At 62.9% G+C, this 17828-nt stretch carries 13 protein-coding genes; 6 read left to right on the top strand and 7 right to left on the bottom strand.

Features of this window, described 5'->3' with window-relative positions; genetic code table 11:
* Positions 1-326: 326 nt before the first annotated feature.
* Positions 327-1862, bottom strand: a complete 1536-nt coding sequence (locus CKW07_RS19460) for a sigma-54-dependent transcriptional regulator (RefSeq protein ID WP_095146598.1) — start codon at positions 1860-1862, stop codon at positions 327-329.
* Between the two features lie 84 nt (positions 1863-1946).
* Positions 1947-2870: a LysR family transcriptional regulator gene (locus CKW07_RS19455; RefSeq protein ID WP_095146597.1), complete on the bottom strand. Its 924-nt coding sequence runs from the start codon at positions 2868-2870 to the stop codon at positions 1947-1949.
* A 151-nt stretch (positions 2871-3021) separates the two neighbouring features.
* On the opposite strand from CKW07_RS19455, the gene speB reads away from it, so the two are divergent.
* From speB to CKW07_RS19430, 5 genes are all read left to right on the top strand, one after another.
* Positions 3022-4020, top strand: a complete 999-nt coding sequence (speB, locus tag CKW07_RS19450; protein WP_095077166.1) for an agmatinase — start codon at positions 3022-3024, stop codon at positions 4018-4020.
* 71 nt (positions 4021-4091) lie between these two features.
* Positions 4092-5600 (top strand): aldehyde dehydrogenase, encoded by a 1509-nt coding sequence (locus tag CKW07_RS19445; protein ID WP_095146596.1) that lies wholly within the window; start codon positions 4092-4094, stop codon positions 5598-5600.
* Between the two features lie 178 nt (positions 5601-5778).
* Complete coding sequence (locus tag CKW07_RS19440) at positions 5779-7347, top strand: cytosine permease (RefSeq protein WP_095146595.1); 1569 nt, start codon at positions 5779-5781, stop codon at positions 7345-7347.
* A gap of 2 nt (positions 7348-7349) precedes the next feature.
* Positions 7350-9038 (top strand): choline dehydrogenase, encoded by a 1689-nt coding sequence (gene betA / locus CKW07_RS19435; RefSeq protein ID WP_095146594.1) that lies wholly within the window; start codon positions 7350-7352, stop codon positions 9036-9038.
* Between the two features lie 213 nt (positions 9039-9251).
* The gene (locus CKW07_RS19430; RefSeq protein WP_095146593.1) at positions 9252-9554 is read left to right on the top strand and encodes a hypothetical protein; all 303 of its coding nucleotides are present in this window, start codon (positions 9252-9254) and stop codon (positions 9552-9554) included.
* A 114-nt stretch (positions 9555-9668) separates the two neighbouring features.
* Here the strand turns inward: CKW07_RS19430 and CKW07_RS19425 are convergent, their stop codons facing one another.
* Together CKW07_RS19425 and CKW07_RS19420 are read right to left on the bottom strand one after the other, a co-directional pair.
* Positions 9669-10199 (bottom strand): hypothetical protein, encoded by a 531-nt coding sequence (locus CKW07_RS19425; RefSeq protein ID WP_095146592.1) that lies wholly within the window; start codon positions 10197-10199, stop codon positions 9669-9671.
* Positions 10200-10253: 54 nt separating this feature from the next.
* On the bottom strand, positions 10254-11456 hold the full coding sequence (locus tag CKW07_RS19420; protein WP_095146591.1) for an MFS transporter: 1203 nt from the start codon (positions 11454-11456) through the stop codon (positions 10254-10256).
* A 123-nt stretch (positions 11457-11579) separates the two neighbouring features.
* Here CKW07_RS19420 and CKW07_RS19415 point away from each other — a divergent pair, with 123 nt between their 5' ends.
* Positions 11580-12416 (top strand): helix-turn-helix transcriptional regulator, encoded by an 837-nt coding sequence (locus CKW07_RS19415; RefSeq protein WP_095146590.1) that lies wholly within the window; start codon positions 11580-11582, stop codon positions 12414-12416.
* 260 nt (positions 12417-12676) lie between these two features.
* On the opposite strand, the gene CKW07_RS19410 is transcribed toward CKW07_RS19415, so the two are convergent.
* Genes CKW07_RS19410 through CKW07_RS19400 form a run of 3 tightly spaced genes read right to left on the bottom strand, consistent with a single transcriptional unit; the run spans position 12677 to position 17755 of the window.
* On the bottom strand, positions 12677-13810 hold the full coding sequence (locus tag CKW07_RS19410) for a branched-chain amino acid ABC transporter substrate-binding protein (protein WP_095146589.1): 1134 nt from the start codon (positions 13808-13810) through the stop codon (positions 12677-12679).
* 48 nt (positions 13811-13858) lie between these two features.
* Entirely contained in the window at positions 13859-16543 is a 2685-nt protein-coding gene (mdeB, locus tag CKW07_RS19405; protein WP_218192036.1) for an alpha-ketoglutarate dehydrogenase, read from the bottom strand.
* Between the two features lie 12 nt (positions 16544-16555).
* Positions 16556-17755, bottom strand: a complete 1200-nt coding sequence (locus CKW07_RS19400) for a methionine gamma-lyase (protein ID WP_095146588.1) — start codon at positions 17753-17755, stop codon at positions 16556-16558.
* Positions 17756-17828: the final 73 nt, after the last annotated feature.

Raw genomic sequence — 17828 nt, 5'->3', positions numbered from 1 at the left:
ATGGACGTTAACGATAACGCGTGCTTTCTGATTAAACGCGTTGCCCTTGAGTCCATCGCGAGCACGCTCGTTCCTACAGAGGTCGGCGTTCGCTTAACTGACTTGGCCTGGAAGACCCGCCTGGTTTGAGGATTAAAAGCAAGGGTGATGCCAATTCTGTTTATTCGTTATAAAACAATGAGATATGTCTTCTGTTCGGAAGCGTATCGACCTGCTTTGTAGCGAAATCAATACAGCTCTCCAAGCCCAGTCCGTTTTCACGGGGCCGAGACAGGTCGTCGCCTGCGTGTCGAATTCGCTACGCTGTATCGATTTGCAGACGATAGTCAGTGCTTTTCTGGAATGCCGTATTTGCGCAAGCGAGTGGCGATCGCGCTGTGGGAGGTTTGCAGGCGGGTAGCCAATAGCCGGCTGGAGGGGTAGCTGCGGTAGAGCTGTTGCAGCAGATTGCGTTCAAAGCCTTCGACGGCATCGCCCAGGCTCCCGACTTCGTCGGCGTTCTGGCGCGCGACGGCGGTCCTGGCGATGTCCAGGTCGTCGATGTCCACCAGGGGGTTCTCGCAAATGGCGGCGGCACGGAAGATCACGTTCTGCAGTTGCCGTACGTTGCCCGGCCAGCGGTTGCCCAGCAGCGCCGGGAAGGTGGCAGGGGCCAGTCGACAAGGGGGGCGCTGGATCTGCGCGCAGGCTTGCTGCATGAAGTGCTGGGCCATCAACAGGATGTCATGCCCACGCTCGCGCAGCGGCGGCACTTGCAGGTTGAGCACATTCAGGCGGTAGAACAGGTCTTCGCGAAAGCTGCCTTCACTGACCATTTTTTCCAGGTCGCGGTGGGTTGCGCTGAGGACGCGCACGTTGACCCTGACCTCACGATCACCGCCGATGCGCCGGAAACAGCCATCGCTGAGAAAACGCAGCAACTTGGCCTGCAGGTAGGGTGACATTTCACCGACTTCGTCGAGGAACACCGTGCCCTGGTCCGCCAGTTCCAGCAGGCCGAGCTTGCCGCCGCGCTGGGCACCGGTGAAGGCGCCCGGGGCGTAGCCGAACAGCTCGCTTTCGGCCAGGCTCTCGGGCATGGCCGCACAGTTGAGCGCGAGGAAGGGCGCATCGCGCCGTGGGCTGATGGCATGACAGGCGCGAGCCACCAGCTCCTTGCCGGTACCGGTTTCACCCTGGATCAGCAGCGGCGCATCCAGGGTTGCCACGCGCTGGGCCCGAGCCTTGAGGGCGCGCACCGGAGGCGAGTCGCCCAGCAGTGCATCGAACCCGGCAGCGTGGTCGTGGTGCAGGGCGGCCACGCATTTGGAGATGCGCGCGGGCAGGTACAGGGTCAGCAAGCCGCCGGCCAGCGACGGGCTGCTTGACTCGCCGGCGTCGCTGATCGGCATGGCATCGAGCAGCAGCGTCTGGCCGCCCAGGCTCACTTCACCCATGGGCAGGCGGAAGCCGCGTTCGATCAGGGTGGCTTGCAAGGACGGGTCATCGAACAGCGCGGTCAGTGGCTCGCCGGCCGGTTCCCGCCCGCATAGTGCGATCAGGGCCGGGTTGGCCAACAGCACATGGCCGCGGCCATCCACCGCCATGACCGGGTCGGCGCTGGCCGCCAGCAAGGCATCGAGCTGCAGGCGTCGCCGTTGCCCCGGGAGCATGTCGACCACCGTCACCGCCTGCACGCCCTGTACGCCCAGAAAGGCTTCGCGCAACTCCTCCAGGACATCGGCGTCGAGGGTCGGGGCGTCGATGTAGACGTTGGGCGGCACCATCTCGACGGCGTCCAGGTTGAAACTGCGGCGACCGAGCAGGGCCAGCACTTCCTGGGTGATGCCGACGCGGTCGATGAAGGTGACGTGGATGCGCATGGGTGGCCTGCAAGGGTGGGCAAGGGAATCTATGTGAATCAGTATGCCGGGCCACGCTCGAGGGTGGCGAGCGTGCCGGGCGCATTATTTGCCCCGGGGGGTGGCGGCCTTGCGTGAACAGGCGGCCAGGTCCTCGAGGAAGGCCTCGAGGATCGGCGGCGGGGCAATACCGCGCCGGGTGATGACGTCGAAGGGTGACATCAACTGCAGGCTTGCCGGTGCCAGTTGCTGCATCTCACCGGTCTTGACCCACTGGGAGGCGAAGTGCACGGGCAGAAACCCCAGGTAGGCGCCGGAAATGATCAGGATCGCCAGGGCCTCGATGTTGTCCACGGTGGCGGCGGCCTTGCTGACGCCCAGGTGTTCCAGGTCGTACTGCTGCATGTAGCCCCGGGCGACAATCCGGCTGCTGCCGATTTCGGCCAGCAGTTCGTCGCGTTCGGCCTGGCTGCCATAGAGTGGGTGACGGCGTCCGCAATACAGGCCCAGGGCTTCCTGGTACAGCGGCGCCTGCAACAGGCCGGGCACATGGATCGGGAAGTGCCCGATGGCCAGGTGCAGGCGGCCGTCGAGCACACGCTCTTCCAGTTCGGCGGGAGTGCCGACGTACACGTTCAGGTGCACGTCATGACCCCGGGAGACGAAACGCTGGGTGGTCCGTGGAATCGGTGAGTCCGGGTCGGTAATGGTGGTGTCGATGATCCCCAGGTTGAGCTTGCCGCTGATGTGCTGCTTGAGCACGTCGGCGTCCATGCAGAAGTTCTCCACCGCCGAGAGCAGGCGCTGGGTGGCTTCATGGATGGCCACGCCTTGCTCGGTCAGGCGAAAGCCGCTGCGCCCGCGCTGGCAGAGCTTGACCCCGAGCCGGGTTTCCAGATGCGTCATCTGTTCGCTGATGGTCGACTGGCCGGCATTCAACGCCGCCTGCGCGGCGGAAAAGCCCCCGCACCTGACAATCGTGGCAAACACCCTGAGCAACTTCAGATCGACATCGTGCAGCTGGATCACCTTGGACCTCCCGCGTGTGGATGCATCGGTAATGCCGATATGAGTATCTGATGTTTAGCATTTTTTCCACGAAAACCTGCGCCCATAGTCACTCCAACGGCGGTCGCCTTGCAGTCCGCCTGGCCGATAACAAGAAGTGGAGAGGCTAGAAATGTCGAACAATGGTTATGAATCCGGTCGTCTGAACCTGCCATTCGTGGGGCACTGCACCTTTGGCAAATCCCCGGTGTGCACCGATTGGGATGCGCTGGATGCCGACGTGGCGGTCCTTGGCGTGCCCAACGACATGGGCACCCAGTGGCGCTCCGGCGCACGCTTCGGGCCACGGGGGATTCGCGAGGCATCGACGCTGTTCTCCTTCGGTCACGCCGGCGCCTATGACCACGAAGATGACGTGATGTACCTCACCGCCGCCGACGTGCGCATGGTGGACGTTGGTGATGCCGATATCGTGCACACCGACATGGCCACCAGTAACGCCAACACCGAATACGCAGTGCGCAAGATTCTCGATGCCGGCGTGATGCCGGTGGTGCTCGGTGGCGATCACTCGGTACACGCCCCGGTGATCAAGGCGTTCGAAGGTCGTGGGCCGATCCACATCATCCACTTCGATGCGCACCTGGACTTCGTCGACGAGCGTCACGGCGTGCGCTACGGCCATGGCAACCCGCTGCGCCGCGCCTCGGAAATGAACCACATCGTTGGCATGACCCAGATGGGCATCCGCAACGTGTCGTCCTCCAACCGCGATGACTACGAGGCGGCCCACGAGGCCGGTTCGAAGATCCTCTCGGTGCGCGATGTGCGCCGCCTCGGCGTCGAGGGCGTGCTGGCGCTGATCCCGCAGAACATCAACTACTACATCACCATCGACATCGACGGCTTCGACCCGTCCATCGCCCCCGGCACCGGCACCCCGAGCCACGGCGGCTTCCTGTACTACGAAGTGCTGGAAATCATCCAGGCCCTGGCCAAGCGCAGCCAGGGCAACATCGTCGGCATGGACCTGGTGGAGGTCGCCCCGGTCTACGACCCAAGCGGCATGACCTCTATCCTCGCCGCCCAACTGCTGCTCAACAGCATAGGTTTCATCTTCCACGAGCGGGCCAAGGTGCGCGCGGCCGAGAGTGAAGCCACCCCGGCCTGATCAAGGACCGGATCGATCATCGAAACCACAATCACCCGGCAGCCCCTGACTGCCGGGCAGAGAGAATAAAAATGGACACGATCGTCAAGCACTACCTGCAGAAATTCGGCGTCAGCGAAGCCACCCAGACCTTCCTCGGCAAGGTCCAGAAGATGTTCATCGCAGGCCAATGGGTCGAGGCCAGCGACGGGCAGACCTCCGACGTCATCGAGCCGTCCACCGAGGGCCTGATCACACGCATTCCCATGGGCACTACCGATGACCTCGACCGCGCCGTGCAAGCGGCCCGCGCGCAATTCGACGGCGGTGAGTGGCGCCAGGCGAAACCGGCGCAGCGCGAACGGCTGATCCAGCGCCTGGCCGACCTGATCGAAGCCAACGCCGCTGAGCTTGCCGAAATCGAGTCGATCGACATGGGCAAGTCAGCAGCCTTTGCCCGGGACGTCGATATCCAGGGCACGGTCGATACCCTGCGTTACTTCGCCGGCTGGGCCACCAAGCTCCATGGGCGCACCGTCGAACCTTCGCTGCCGGGCAACTACCTGGCCTATACCCGCAAGGAAGCAGTGGGCGTGGTCGGCGCCATCGTGCCGTGGAACTTCCCCCTGCAAACCATGGCCTGGAAACTCGGTGCGGCGCTGGCGACCGGTTGCACGGTGGTGGTCAAACCCGCCGAACTGACCTCGCTGTCGGCCCTGCGTTTCGCTGAATTGGTGCAGGAAGCCGGCATCCCCGACGGCGTGATCAACATCGTCACCGGGCGCGGCAGCGTGGTCGGCGCGGCCATGGCCACGCACCCGGGCATCGACAAGCTGACCTTCACCGGCTCGACCCCGGTCGGCCGCACCGTCGGCCGCGCCGCGCTGGACGAGATGAAGCGCCTGACCCTGGAACTGGGTGGGAAATCACCGGTGATCGTGTTTGCCGATGCGGACATTCCCGCCGCGGCTCAAGCGGTCGCCAACGGCGTGTTTTTCAACTCCGGACAGGTATGCGATGCCGGCACGCGGGCCTATATTCATAGCAGCGTCTATGACGAATTCCTGCGCGAACTGATCGCCTATACGCGCACCTTGAAAATGGCCCCCGGCATGGATCCGGACTGCTTCATCGGTCCGCTGGTCTCGGCCCTGCAAAAGCAGCGCGTGAGCGAGTACATCGAAACCGGCAAGCAGGAAGGTGCCGAACTGGTCTATGGCGGCCAGCCGGTCGATGGCCCGGGCTTCTTCGTCGAACCGACCATCTTCGCCAACTGCCGCAACGACATGCGCATCGTCCAGGAAGAGATCTTCGGCCCGGTGCTGGTCACGGCACCGTTCGACGATGAGGAAGAGGCCCTGGCCCTGGCCAACGACTCGCCTTACGGCCTGGCGGCAGCCCTGTATTCCAATGACCTGGGCAAGGTGCACAGCCTGATCCCGCGCCTCAAGGCAGGCTCGGTCTACGTCAACGCCCACGGCACCCTCGATCCGTCGATGCCGTTCGGCGGCTACAAGCAGTCCGGGTTCGGCAAGGACCTGGGCGCAGAGCAGCTCGATTATCTGCTCGAAACCAAGGCAGTCTGGATCACGCTTCCCTGAGTCAAGGCTGACTCAATCCCTTGTAGGAGCGAGCTTGCTCGCGAAGGTCGTTAACGAAAACGCGTGCTTGCTGGTTAAACGCGGCGCATTTGAGTTCTTCGCGAGCAAGCTCGCTCCTACAGGGCCTGCAAAAGAATGCGGTTTTCTCGTCATGATCTTCCAACAATAAGAGTCCATCATGAACACTAACGCCAAGTCAGCCACGAGCGTGTCCACCCTCGACGACAAGTCAGTCGTCGAGGGGCATTCGATTGACTTCATCCCCGAAAACGAACGCAGCGACAAGCTGTCGAGCCAGGGCCCGTTCTGGTTCCTCGGCAACTTCACCTTCTTCACCATGACCATCGGCTTCGTCGGCCCCAGCGTTGGCCTGACCGCCTTGTGGACCACCCTGGCCGGCACGCTGGGCATTATGTTCGGCACGCTGTTCATGGCCTTTCATGGCTCCCAGGGCCCGCACCTGGGCCTGCCGCAGATGATCCAGTCCCGCGCGCAGTTCGGCTATCGCGGGGTGATCTTGGTGCTGTTGGCGACGCTGTTTGTGTTCGCCGGTTTCAACATCGTCAACCTGGTGTTGATGATGCAGGGCTTGCACACGCTCTTCGGTTTCAACCCCGTGGTGGTGGCCGTGGCGGTGACCCTCCCGGCGGCGGTCCTGGCGATCCTCGGCCATGACTGGATGCACCGCAGCTTCAAATGGGCCTTGTGTCTGTCGATCCCGCTGTACGGCCTGGTGACCCTGGCCGTGATGATGGGGTGGGTGCCCGATGCGCCGTTGCCGGTACTCGCGGCCGGCGAGGCAGAGGCAGCCCCCCTGGGCTTCAACTGGACCGGCTTTATCGCCCAGTTCGCGGCGGCAGCCAGCTACAACATCGCCTACGCCCCTTACGTGTCCGACTATTCGCGCTACCTGCCGAAGAACACCTCCAGCGGCAAACTGATCGCCGTGGTGTTTCTCGGGGCCTCGCTGTCCGGTGCCTGGATGATCTCGGTGGGTGGCTGGCTGGCCGATCACCTGCACTCCACCGATGTGCTGGTGGCCCTGGGGCAAGTGGGCAACACCGTATCGCCACTGATGGGCACGGCGGTGGTGGTGATTACCATCCTGGCGTTCCTGCCGGTGATCGCCATGAACATCTACAGCGCGAAGCTGACCACGCTGACCTGCGTCGACTCCATCTGGCACATCGAACCGACCCGCAAGGCGCGGATCCTGGCCATTGCGTTCGTGATCCTGCTGCAACTGGGCGTGGCCCTGAGCATCCAGAGCAGCGGCAAGGGCTTGTCGGTGCTGGGTATCTACCTGGTGGTGATGCTGTACTTCCTGGTGCCGTGGACCTCGGTCAACCTCACTGACTACTTCTTCGTGCGCAAGGGCCGCTACGCCATCCCGCACTTCTTCATGCCCCACGGCAACATCTACGGCAACTGGGGCCTGCGTGGCATCGCGGCGTACGCGATCGGTTTCATCTCCATGATCCCGTTCTTCTACATCTACGACGGCGTCGAGCAGCGCGAGGTGTATGTCGGGCCGCTCGCCAAGGCCCTGGGCAGTATCGACATCGCCTGGCTCGTCGGGCTGATCGTGTCGGGGCTGGTGTACTACTGGTTCAGCCGCTCCATCGACCTGACGCGCGAAGAAGCGGTGATCCAGCACATCGAAATCACCTCGCCGCAATACACCACCGGTGACTCGCTGACCCAGCGCACGTCGTCCGTATTCACTGAATCGAAGGTCGGGAGATAACCATGGCCATCCAACAATACGACTACATCATCATCGGCGCCGGTTCGGCAGGTTGTGTGCTGGCCAACCGCTTGAGCGAAGATGCGGCCACCTCGGTGCTGGTCCTGGAATTCGGCGGCAGTGACAAGAGCGTGGTGATCCAGATGCCCAGTGCGTTCTCGATCCCGATGAACACCAAGAAGTACAACTGGCGCTACGAAACCGAGCCGGAGCCTTACCTCAACGGGCGTCGCATCCACTGTCCGCGCGGCAAGGTGCTGGGTGGCTCGTCCTCGATCAATGGCCTGGTGTACATCCGGGGCCACGCCTACGATTTCGATGAATGGGAGTCGCTCGGCGCCCAGGGCTGGGGCTACCGCAATTGCCTGCCGTACTTCAAGCGGGCAGAGAGCTATGAAGCCGGTGGCGACAGCTATCGCGGGCAAAGCGGGCCCTTGCACACCACCAACGGCAACAACATGAAGAACCCGTTGTACGGTGCCTGGGTCGAAGCCGGTGCCCAGGCCGGCTACATCAAGACCGACGACTGCAACGGCTTCATGCAGGAAGGCTTCGGCGCCATGCACATGACCGTGAAGAACGGCGTGCGCTGCTCCACGGCCAACGCCTACCTGCGCCCGGCCATGGGACGCCCGAACCTGACGGTGATCACCAAGGCGATGACCCGGCGGATCGTCTTCGAGGGCAAGCGCGCGGTGGGCATTCTCTACGACCACCAGGGCCAGACCCATGAGGTGCGCTGCAAGCGGGAAATCCTCGTGTCGGCCGGACCGATCGGTTCGCCGCACCTGCTGCAACGTTCCGGTATCGGCCCGGCCGAGGTACTGCGCACCGCCGGGGTCGAGTTGCTGCATGACCTGCCGGGCGTCGGGGAAAACCTGCAGGATCACGCCGAGGTCTACATCCAGTTCGGCTGCAAGCAGCCGGTCACCCTCAACAGCAAGATGGACCCGCTGAGCAAACTGTTGATCGGCCTGCGCTGGCTGTTGTTCAAGGATGGCCTGGGCGCCACCAACCATTTCGAGGCGGGTGGCTTCATCCGGTCCGAGGAAGGGCTGCGCTGGCCGGACATCCAGTTCCACTTCCTGCCCGCGGCCATGCGCTACGACGGCAACAAACCGATCAAGGGCCACGGCTTCATGGTGCTCACCGGGCCGAACAAACCCAAGAGCCGCGGCTACGTGCGCGTGCGTTCCGCCGACCCGTACGAGCACCCGCTGATCCAGTTCAACTACCTGCAACGCGAAGAGGACCGCGAAGGTTTCCGCCGCTGCATCCGCTTGACCCGGGAGATCATCGGCCAGCCGGCGATGGACAGTTTCCGCGACGGCGAGATTGCCCCCGGCCCGCTGGTCAACACCGATGCCGAGATCGATGCGTTCGTACGCGACAACCTGGAGAGCACCTACCATCCGTGTGGCTCGTGCCGCATGGGCGAGGACGACATGGCGGTGGTCGATTCCGACCTGCGGGTACGGGGCATCGCGGGGCTGCGGGTGGTCGACTCGTCGGTGTTCCCGACGGAGCCCAACGGCAACCTCAATGCGCCCACCATCATGCTCGCCGAGCGCGCCAGCGACCTGATTCGCGGACGCCAGACGTTACCGGCCTCCGATGCACCGGTGGGGCTGGCCGATGCCTGGGAGACACGCCAGCGTACGTCGGCACCGGCGCGTAATGTGAGGGTTTGATTCCAGCGGTGTAACCGTTCGCGGACCGCCCCTATCAGGCACACGGCCTTGGCGAGCCTTGCTCCCCAGGGCCGTGGCGCGTCAGGGCATGGGGTTGGCGTTGCCGCCAGCAGGGCAGGGGTGTGCGGCTAGTTTTCGGGTGTTTGCTATAGTCAGACGGCGCTGACCAACGTAACCTTTGCCGGTTAAAGCATTCTACCCAGGAGTCCAGATATGCGAATCGTAGCGGCACTTGCCTGCACGTTCATGTTGTCCCTGACGTTGCCATCGATGTCATTTGCAGGTTCCGATTGTGATGATGCGGACAGTGCGAGTGAGCTCAGGAACTGTCTCAAGAACAACAGCGATTATGACAACGACAACAAAGGCAAAGGCAATTGCAATGCCAACGGCAATTGCGACAAGTCCAAGAACAAGGGCAAGAACAAAGGCGATGACGATGATTACGCGGTCAGTTGCATGGACATCAACAACCTGACCCTGCGCCGTGAATGCATCGAGAAACGCAGGGACTGAAACCCCGATGCCCAATGGGGAGCGGACGCTGCAACAGCGCCCGCCGCTGACTGAAATACCGGCTCCGTGGGAGCCGGACACTCAGGCGGACCTTGGGCAGCCGGTCATTGCCGCTCAGCCTTCAAGGTATTCAATCACCTGATCAAGGGCACCAAGCGGCGGCGCCGCAGCCATCATGTCGCCTGGCAGGCACCATGGATAATTGAGGCGCTGTAGCCAATCCATCACCGGTTCCAGGTCCTGTGCAGGACAAGCCTGCATGTGCTCGATCGTAATGCTCAGGTGTTCTGCGAGCCCTGATTCCGGCAGGAACCGCCAAAGATAGTCCCCGCAGCCTACGCGCAGTTCGCCAGTGGCCTTGACTGACATGCCGACCAGCCATTTGCATCTATGTGTGGTCGCGCCTGTCGTTGGTGGGGCACCAAGACAGAAGGTGTAGACGTTTTCGTAGGTCTGGCCGAAGCGGCGTACCAATATGTCGGCGATGCCGGCCCGGCCGTCGACCGTCGGGGGGAATGAGATGGCACCTGTGCGCACAACCATTTCAAGGGTTGCATGGGCAGCAAAGCATTGACGCAGAAGATCGGGACGGTTGCCATCCTTGGCCAGAATGTAGTGCTCGATGGTACGGGCGGTGCTCTGCATTGCAGATTTCTCCTTGAAGTCGATGATGTCCAGTTTGATGCGTCGCGCAACCGGTTAACGGGCTGAAGGCCCAAACGCACGTTCCAGCGAATGGGATCGACTGGCGCGCACATTCAGAATCTGCAATACAGCGCCCAGCAATGCCACGGCTGCGGCACTGATCGCCAGTGTCCAGCTTGGCATCTCCAGCAACAACAGTAAGCCTCCAGCGCCCGCGCCCAATGCACTGCCCATATACAGTGCCGATTCATTCAAGGCCACAGCCAGATTGCCATCGCCGTGTCGATCGCGTGCCGCGAGCAGTTCGTTGTTTTGGGGAATCTGCAGGGCCCAACCCACACATCCCCAGACAGCGACAGGAATCATGGCCAGCCAGGGCGACAGGGCGGCTGCCGCTGGCAACACCAATAGCGATGCAGTCAATACCAGCATAATGATGAGGGTCAGCAATGGCCCTTGAATACGCTCTACCAACGGGGCAACCAGGAAGCTACCCACTACCCCGCCAAGGCCCCAGATCCAGAGATAGGGTGTCACGCTATCGACGCCACCATGCGCGGGATCATGCATGAATGGGGCGATGAAAGTGTACATGCCCAGGCTGGATACGGCGGCCAGCAGAGAAACCAAAAGGATGGTCATCACCTTCCTGTCAGCGAGCAAGGAGAGTTTGCGATGGAGCGTCATCCCCGGCCCGGCAGGGATCACCGGGAGCTTGACCAGTAACCCCAACCATGCGGCGGCCCCCAGCAGCGCCACCAGCCATAGCGCGGCCTGCCACCCGGATTGACTGGCAAGCAGCAGGCTGAGGGGGACCCCCAGAACGGTTCCGCAGGCCATCCCTCCCATGATGACGGCGATCGCCCTGCCGCGCTGCTGCGGCGCAGAGAGCGCAGCACACGCCGTGATACCCGTCGCCAGGTAAACCCCGGCCCCCAGCCCGGCCACCGCCCGACACACCAGCAGCACAGCGAAGTCATCTACAACAGCGCTGGCCGCATTGGCCAGGACGAAGATTGCCAGGGCGCACAACAACCCGAACCGCTGTCGATGTGGAGGGAGGAGGGCCACGACGACAGGCGAACCGATGCCATAGGCCAATGAGAACACGGTCACCAATTGGGCTGCCACGGCGACTTGCACGCCAAATGCCTGTTCAATCATCGGAATGAGGCCAGCCGTTACGTAGGAGGCCATGCCCAGCGCGAAGGCGCCGACAGCGATCAGGTAGACCGAAGGGGGTATTGTCTTGAACATCAGATTCATCCTTGGCGAAATCGGGTGGGACGCGTGGTTAGCCCCGGAGCGCTGGATTCTTTAGCAAGCTAAGTATTGTTACAATATCTACAACTTATGCTGTTACTGCGGAGCAACTGGGTAATGGGAAGGACTCTTGAACGCACGCGTGGAGAGCTGGCTGCGTTTCTGCGAAGCCGCCGGGAACGCGTTTCGCCCGAGCAAGCCGGATTGCCAACTACCGGGCGGCGCAGGACGCCAGGGTTGCGTCGCGAGGAAGTCGCGGCATTGGCTGGCGTTGGATTGACCTGGTATACCTGGCTCGAGCAAGGCCGCGATATCGGGGTATCTCCGGCCTTTCTCGACAATCTGTGTCGGGTCCTGAAACTCGACGCCGTGGAGCGCAGGCATCTCTACCTGCTCACCTATCAGCGTGCCCCGGTAGAACAGGCACACACCTGGTGTGTCGTTCCGAAGATCATCCACCGGTTGCTGGCAGACATGCCGCTACGCCCCGCGTATGTCCTGAATCTGCGTTGGGACGTTCTCGCCTGGAATCGGGCGGGCGATAAAGTATTCAACTTCTCGGACACATCACCCGAGCAGCGCAACCTGCTCTGGATGCTGTTTACCGATGAGAACATGCGCTCGTTACTGTGCCCCTGGGAGGATCAGGCGATGCAAATGCTCTCGGGTTTTCGCAGGGACTTCGTTCATGCTTCCAAGCAGAGCGATGTCGCGGATCTGGTGCGTGGCCTGGAAAAAGCCAGCGTACAGTTCAAGGAATGGTGGCGCCGACAGGATATCCATGGCCCATGCCAGGGGATTCGGCAGCTCAGCATTCCGTCATTTGGAACAGTCTCGTTCGAGCATACGACGTTGACCATCGACGTCGACCGGCATTTACGGCTGGTCTATTACGCACCCAGCCAGGACGCCCGTGTGCAGACTGAGTTTGAAGCCTGGCTCGAAGGCAGATAGCACCCTTCAATCACGCCTGGCGTCAGTCGGCAATCAGGGGGCGATGGACAAACGATACCAGCCTGGCTCGATCCCGCCCGACGCCCGGCGTAGCGACAGGCATTACGCAAGGTCGGCATGGGCAAGATCTCTCCCGGCGTCAACGGACGGCTTGCGCCTGTTGCTCAGGAGTCTTGAGGGTGACGATGGGAGGGCGGGTGCGGCGGGAGGTTGTGCAACGACTGTGCAAGCCAGGCGGGCCGGCTTGCACAGCGGATCGGTCAGAGCCCTGCGCTGTCTTCGGCCACGGTCTTTGGCTTGCCGTAGTGCCATTCGTAGACCACGAACTTGAAGTCCTTGAGGTCGCCTTTCTCATCGAAGCTCAGGTCCCCGGTGGGGGTCTTGAAGGTGCCGCCATGGATCGCCTCGGCCACTTTCTCCGGGTCTTCGCTCTTGGCAGCCGCGATGGCGCCGGCAATCACTTCGACCGCCGAATAGGTGGGCAGGACAAACGGCCCGGTAGGGTTTTCCTGCTTCGCTTCGAAGGCTTGCACCAGGGCCTGGTTGGCCGGGTCCTGATCGAAGGATTTAGGCAGGGTCACCAGCATGCCTTCCGAGGCATCCTTGGCGATTTGCGAGATGGAGTCGTTACCCACGCCTTCAGGCCCCATGAAGCGGGCGGTGAGGCCTTTCTCCCTGGCCTGGCGCAGCAGCAGGCCCATTTCCGGGTGGTAGCCGCCGAAGTACACGAAGTCGACATTGGCCTGCTTGAGCCGGGTCAGGATCGAGGAGTAGTCACGCTCGCCGACATTGAGGCCTTCGAACATCGCGACCTTGATGCCTTCCTTGCCCAGGATGTCGCGGACCGAGGTGGCGATGCCTTCGCCGTATTGCTGCTTGTCGTGCAGGACCGCGACGCTGGCCGGTTTCAGGCCCGTGATGTAGCGCGCCGCCGCCGGGCCCTGGGCGTTGTCCAGGCCAATGGTGCGGAAGATCATCCGGTAGCCGCGTGCCGTCAGTTCCGGGCTGGTGGCGGCGGGGGTAATCATGACGATGCCTTCGTCTTCGTAGATGTCAGACGCCGGTTGGGTCGAGCTGGAGCATAGGTGGCCGACCACGAACTTGATGCCGTCGTTGACCACTTTGTTGGCCACCGCCACCGCTTGCTTGGGGTCACAGGCATCGTCGTATTCCACGGCCACCAGTTGCTTGCCGTCGACGCCACCCTTGGCGTTGATTTGCTCGATGGCCATGCGGGCACCACTGAACTGCATGTCACCGTACTGCGCCACCGGGCCGGTCTTGGGGCCGGCGATGCCGATCCTGATGCTGTCGGCCGCCAGCGTATGGCAGGACAGGCCAGCGAGGATCATGGCGCTGAGCAGGCGGGTGGTTGTGTTGTTGATACGACTCATGGGGGTTCCACTCCTGTGGGTAACGATTCATAAGGTGTTGCAGGTGATTCAGCGATCCCAGGGCGCGGTGCGCGCGGGGTCGGGTTTGTAGCGCCGGATCGCCTCGGCGAGTACGCCGGGGTCGAGGCCATCGTGGTCCACCAGGCTTTTCAAGCCGGCAATGACAATGCTGTGCCGGTCCACCTCAAAGAACTCCCTGAGGTTGTGGCGATTATCGCTGCGCCCGAAACCGTCGGTGCCCAGGGTGGTGTAGGGCGCTTCCAGGTATTGGGCGATCAGTTGTGGCCAGGCGCGGATGTAGTCGGTGGCGGCGATCACCGGCTGTGTGCCGCCCAGGTATTTATCCAGCTGGCTGCTGCGTTGGGCGCCGGCCTGCAGGCGATTGTCGCGCTCGACTTCGCGAGCCTGGCGTGCCAGTTCGCTGAAGCTGGTGGCGCTGAACACCTCGCTGTCGATGTTCCAGTCCCGGGCCAGGATCGCGCTGGCTTCGATCACCTCCCGCAGGATGGTCCCGGAGCCCAGCAGCCGCAGGCGAATCCGCGAAGCCTCCGTGCTGCTGCTCGAATAGCGGTACAGGCCGCGCAGGATATCGTCGTGCCGGTCGGCATCGATCGATGGCTGGGGGTAGTTCTCATTCATCACCGCCACGTAGTGGAACTCGTCGCACTGTTCCTCCAGCAGGCGGCGCGCAGCGTGGTCGAGGATCACCGCCAGCTCCCCGGCAAAGCACGGGTCCCAGGCGCGGCAGTTGGGCACCATCGAGGCCATCACCAGGCTGGAACCGTCCTGGTGCTGCAAGCCTTCGCCGCCCAGGGTGGTACGACCGGCGGTCGCCCCCAGCAAAATGCCCCGGGAGCGCTGGTCGGCGGCAGCCCAGATCAGGTCGCCGACCCGTTGGAAGCCGAACATCGAGTAGTAGATGTACACCGGCAGCATCGGCTCGCCATGCACCGAATAGGAGGTGGCCGCCGCGACCCAGGACGACAGGGCGCCGGCTTCGGTGATGCCTTCTTCCAGTAACTGGCCATTGCGCGATTCGCGATAAGACAGGATCGAGCCGCTGTCTTCCGGCTCGTACAACTGCCCGTGGGGCGAGTAAATGCCGATCTGCCGAAACAGGCTGGCCATGCCGAAGGTGCGCGCTTCATCGGCGACGATCGGCACCACCCGCGGCCCCAATTGCGGGGCCTTGAGCCAGGCGGTGAGCAGGCGCACGGCGGCCATGGTGGTCGACATCTCCTTGCCCTCGGCCTGCAAGGCAAAGCCGCCGGTGACGTCCAGCGGCGGCACCGGGATCGTTGGCGCCTGGTGCTTGCGCGCCGGCAATGGCCCGCCCAGGGCCTGGCGCCGGGCATGCAGGTAGCGCATCTCCGGGCTGTTTTCCGGCGGACGATAGAAACGCAGTTGCGCGACGTCCTCATCCGTCAGCGGCAGATGGAAGCGGTCACGGAAGGTCAGCAGGGCAGTGATATCGAGCTTTTTCGCCTGGTGCGCAGTCATTCGCGACTCGCCGGCGGCGCCGATGCCAAAGCCTTTCTTGGTCTTGGCCAGAATCACGGTCGGTCGGCCCTTGCAGGCCTTGGCGGCGGCAAAGGCGGCGTAGAGTTTGCGCAAGTCGTGCCCGCCGCGCTTGAGGGCGTTGATTTCCTCAGCGCTCATGTGCTCCACCAGGCGCCGGACGTTCGGGTCCTTCTGGAAGAAGTGCTCCAGGTTATACGCGCCGTCATGGGCGCCGAGGGTCTGGAATTCACCATCGGGGGTCGCCGCCAGGCGCTTGAGTAGCACATGTTCGGTATCGCGGGCGAACAGCGCATCCCACTCCGAGCCCCACAGAACTTTGATCACGTTCCAGCCGGCGCCGGCGAACAACGCTTCCAGTTCCTGGATGATCTGGCCGTTACCGCGCACCGGGCCGTCGAGGCGTTGCAGGTTGCAGTTGACGATGAAGGTCAGGTTGTCCAATTGCTCCCGGGCGGCCAGGGACAGGCCGGCGATGGATTCCGGCTCGTCCATCTCGCCATCGCCGAACACGCCCCAGACGTGGCGCCCATCGGTCTGCTTCAGGCCTCGGTGCTGCAAATAGCGCATGAACCGCGCCTGGTACACCGCGCTGATGGGGCCGATGCCCATGGACCCGGTAGGGAACTGCCAGAAGTCCGGCATCAGCCACGGATGAGGGTAGGAGCACAGGCCGGGACCGTTGATTTCCTGGCGGTAGTTGGCCAGTTGCTCTTCACTCAGGCGCCCTTCGAGAAACGCCCTGGCATACACCCCGGGCGCCGAGTGTGGCTGGAAGAACACCAGGTCGGCATTGCGCTGGCCGTCGTCGCCATCCCCGCGAAAAAAATGCTGGAATCCCACCTCGAAGATTTCCGCCGCCGACGCGTAACTGGCGATATGTCCACCCAGTTCGCCGTAGGCCTGGTTGGCGCGAACCACCATGGCCAGGGCGTTCCAGCGCAGTAACCCGGTGATGCGTTCTTCCAGTGGCAGATCACCGGGGTAGGTGCCCTGTTGCTCCAGGGACAGGGTGTTGCGGTAGGCGGAAAAGGCCTGGGCCTCGCGGCTGATACCGTGTTCCCTGGCATATTCCTCCAGGCGCTTGAGCAGGTAGCGGGCGCGCTCCGGGCCGCAGGCGTCGAGGGTGGAGCCCAGGGCGTCGAGCCATTCCCGGGTTTCCTGCGGGTCCTGGTCACTGAAGTCGCTATCGTTGTCGGGGTAAGCCATGGCCATTTTCAACCTCCCTCACGCGCACACATCGAGGGCCTGGGCGACGTCGGCAAGCAAGTCGGCGCAGTCTTCCAAGCCTACCGACAAGCGTACCAGCCCCTCGGCAATACCGTGGCGGGCGCGTTCTTCAGGGGTGTAGGTGGAGTGGGTCATGCTGGCCGGGTGCTGGGCGAGGGATTCGGCGTCTCCCAGGCTGACGGCGCGGCTGAACAGTTGCAGGGCGTTCATGAAGCGCTTGCCGGTGGGCAGCCCGCCCTTGAGTTCGAACGCAATCATGCCCCCCGGCAATTTCATTTGCCGGGCCGCCAACTCGTACTGGGCAAAGGAGGGCAGGCCGGGGTACGTCACCGACTCGACGGCAGGGTGTTCCTGCAAATATCGGGCAATCACCTGAGCGTTGCTGCAATGGCGCTCCATGCGCAACGACAGGGTCTTGAGCCCGCGCATCAGCAAGAAGGCGTCCTGGGGCGACATCACGGCACCGGTCAGGTCCTTGAGCCCTTGCAGGCGGATTCGGTTCGCCAGTGCCTGGCTGCTCACCACGATACCGGCGGTGATGTCGCCATGGCCGCTGAGGTACTTGGTGGCCGAATGCACCACTACGTCCGCGCCCAGGTCCAGCGGTCGTTGCAGGTACGGGGTGCAGTAGGTGTTATCCACCACCAGGGTGACATCCGGGTGCTTGCGGGTGATCCCGGCCACCGCCGCGATATCGACCAGTTGCATGTTCGGGTTGGCCGGCGACTCGAAATAGATCATGCGCGTCGCGGGCCCGATGGCATCGCGCAACTCGGCCAGGTTGGCCATGTCGACATGGCGCACCTTGATGCCAAACTCGCCGATGCCGTGGTGCAGCAGGGCGAAGGTGCACCCGTACAGGGTGCCATTGACGATGATCTCGTCGCCGGGACGCAGCAGGCTCCAGAAGGTCGCGGCAATCGCCCCCATGCCGGAGCTGAAGGCCACCGCGGCCTCGCCGTTTTCCAGGGTGGCCATGCGTGACTCCAGCAGCGCCAGGGTCGGGTTGGAGATGCGAGTGTAGAAGTGCCCGGGCTCTTCGCCGGCGAAACACCCTGCACCGTATTCGACGGTGGGGAAGGCGAAGGTGGACGTCAGGTAGATCGGCGGGATCAGTGCGCCGTTGTTGTCCAGCGGGTTGTAGCCGTGATGGATGGCGCGGGTAGAAAAGCCAAGCTCATTGTTTTTATTGTTCATGGTCAACGCTCCCTGATTTCCTACAATGCTATGCTCAAACTCAACGCGAAAAATTCCAAAATAACCGACGAAT

Origin of the sequence: Pseudomonas sp. Irchel s3b6 (assembly GCF_900187415.1) — a bacterium.
Lineage (GTDB): Bacteria > Pseudomonadota > Gammaproteobacteria > Pseudomonadales > Pseudomonadaceae > Aquipseudomonas.
Note: the sequence above shows the minus strand (reverse complement) of the source record. Positions and strands in the feature narration are given on the sequence as shown.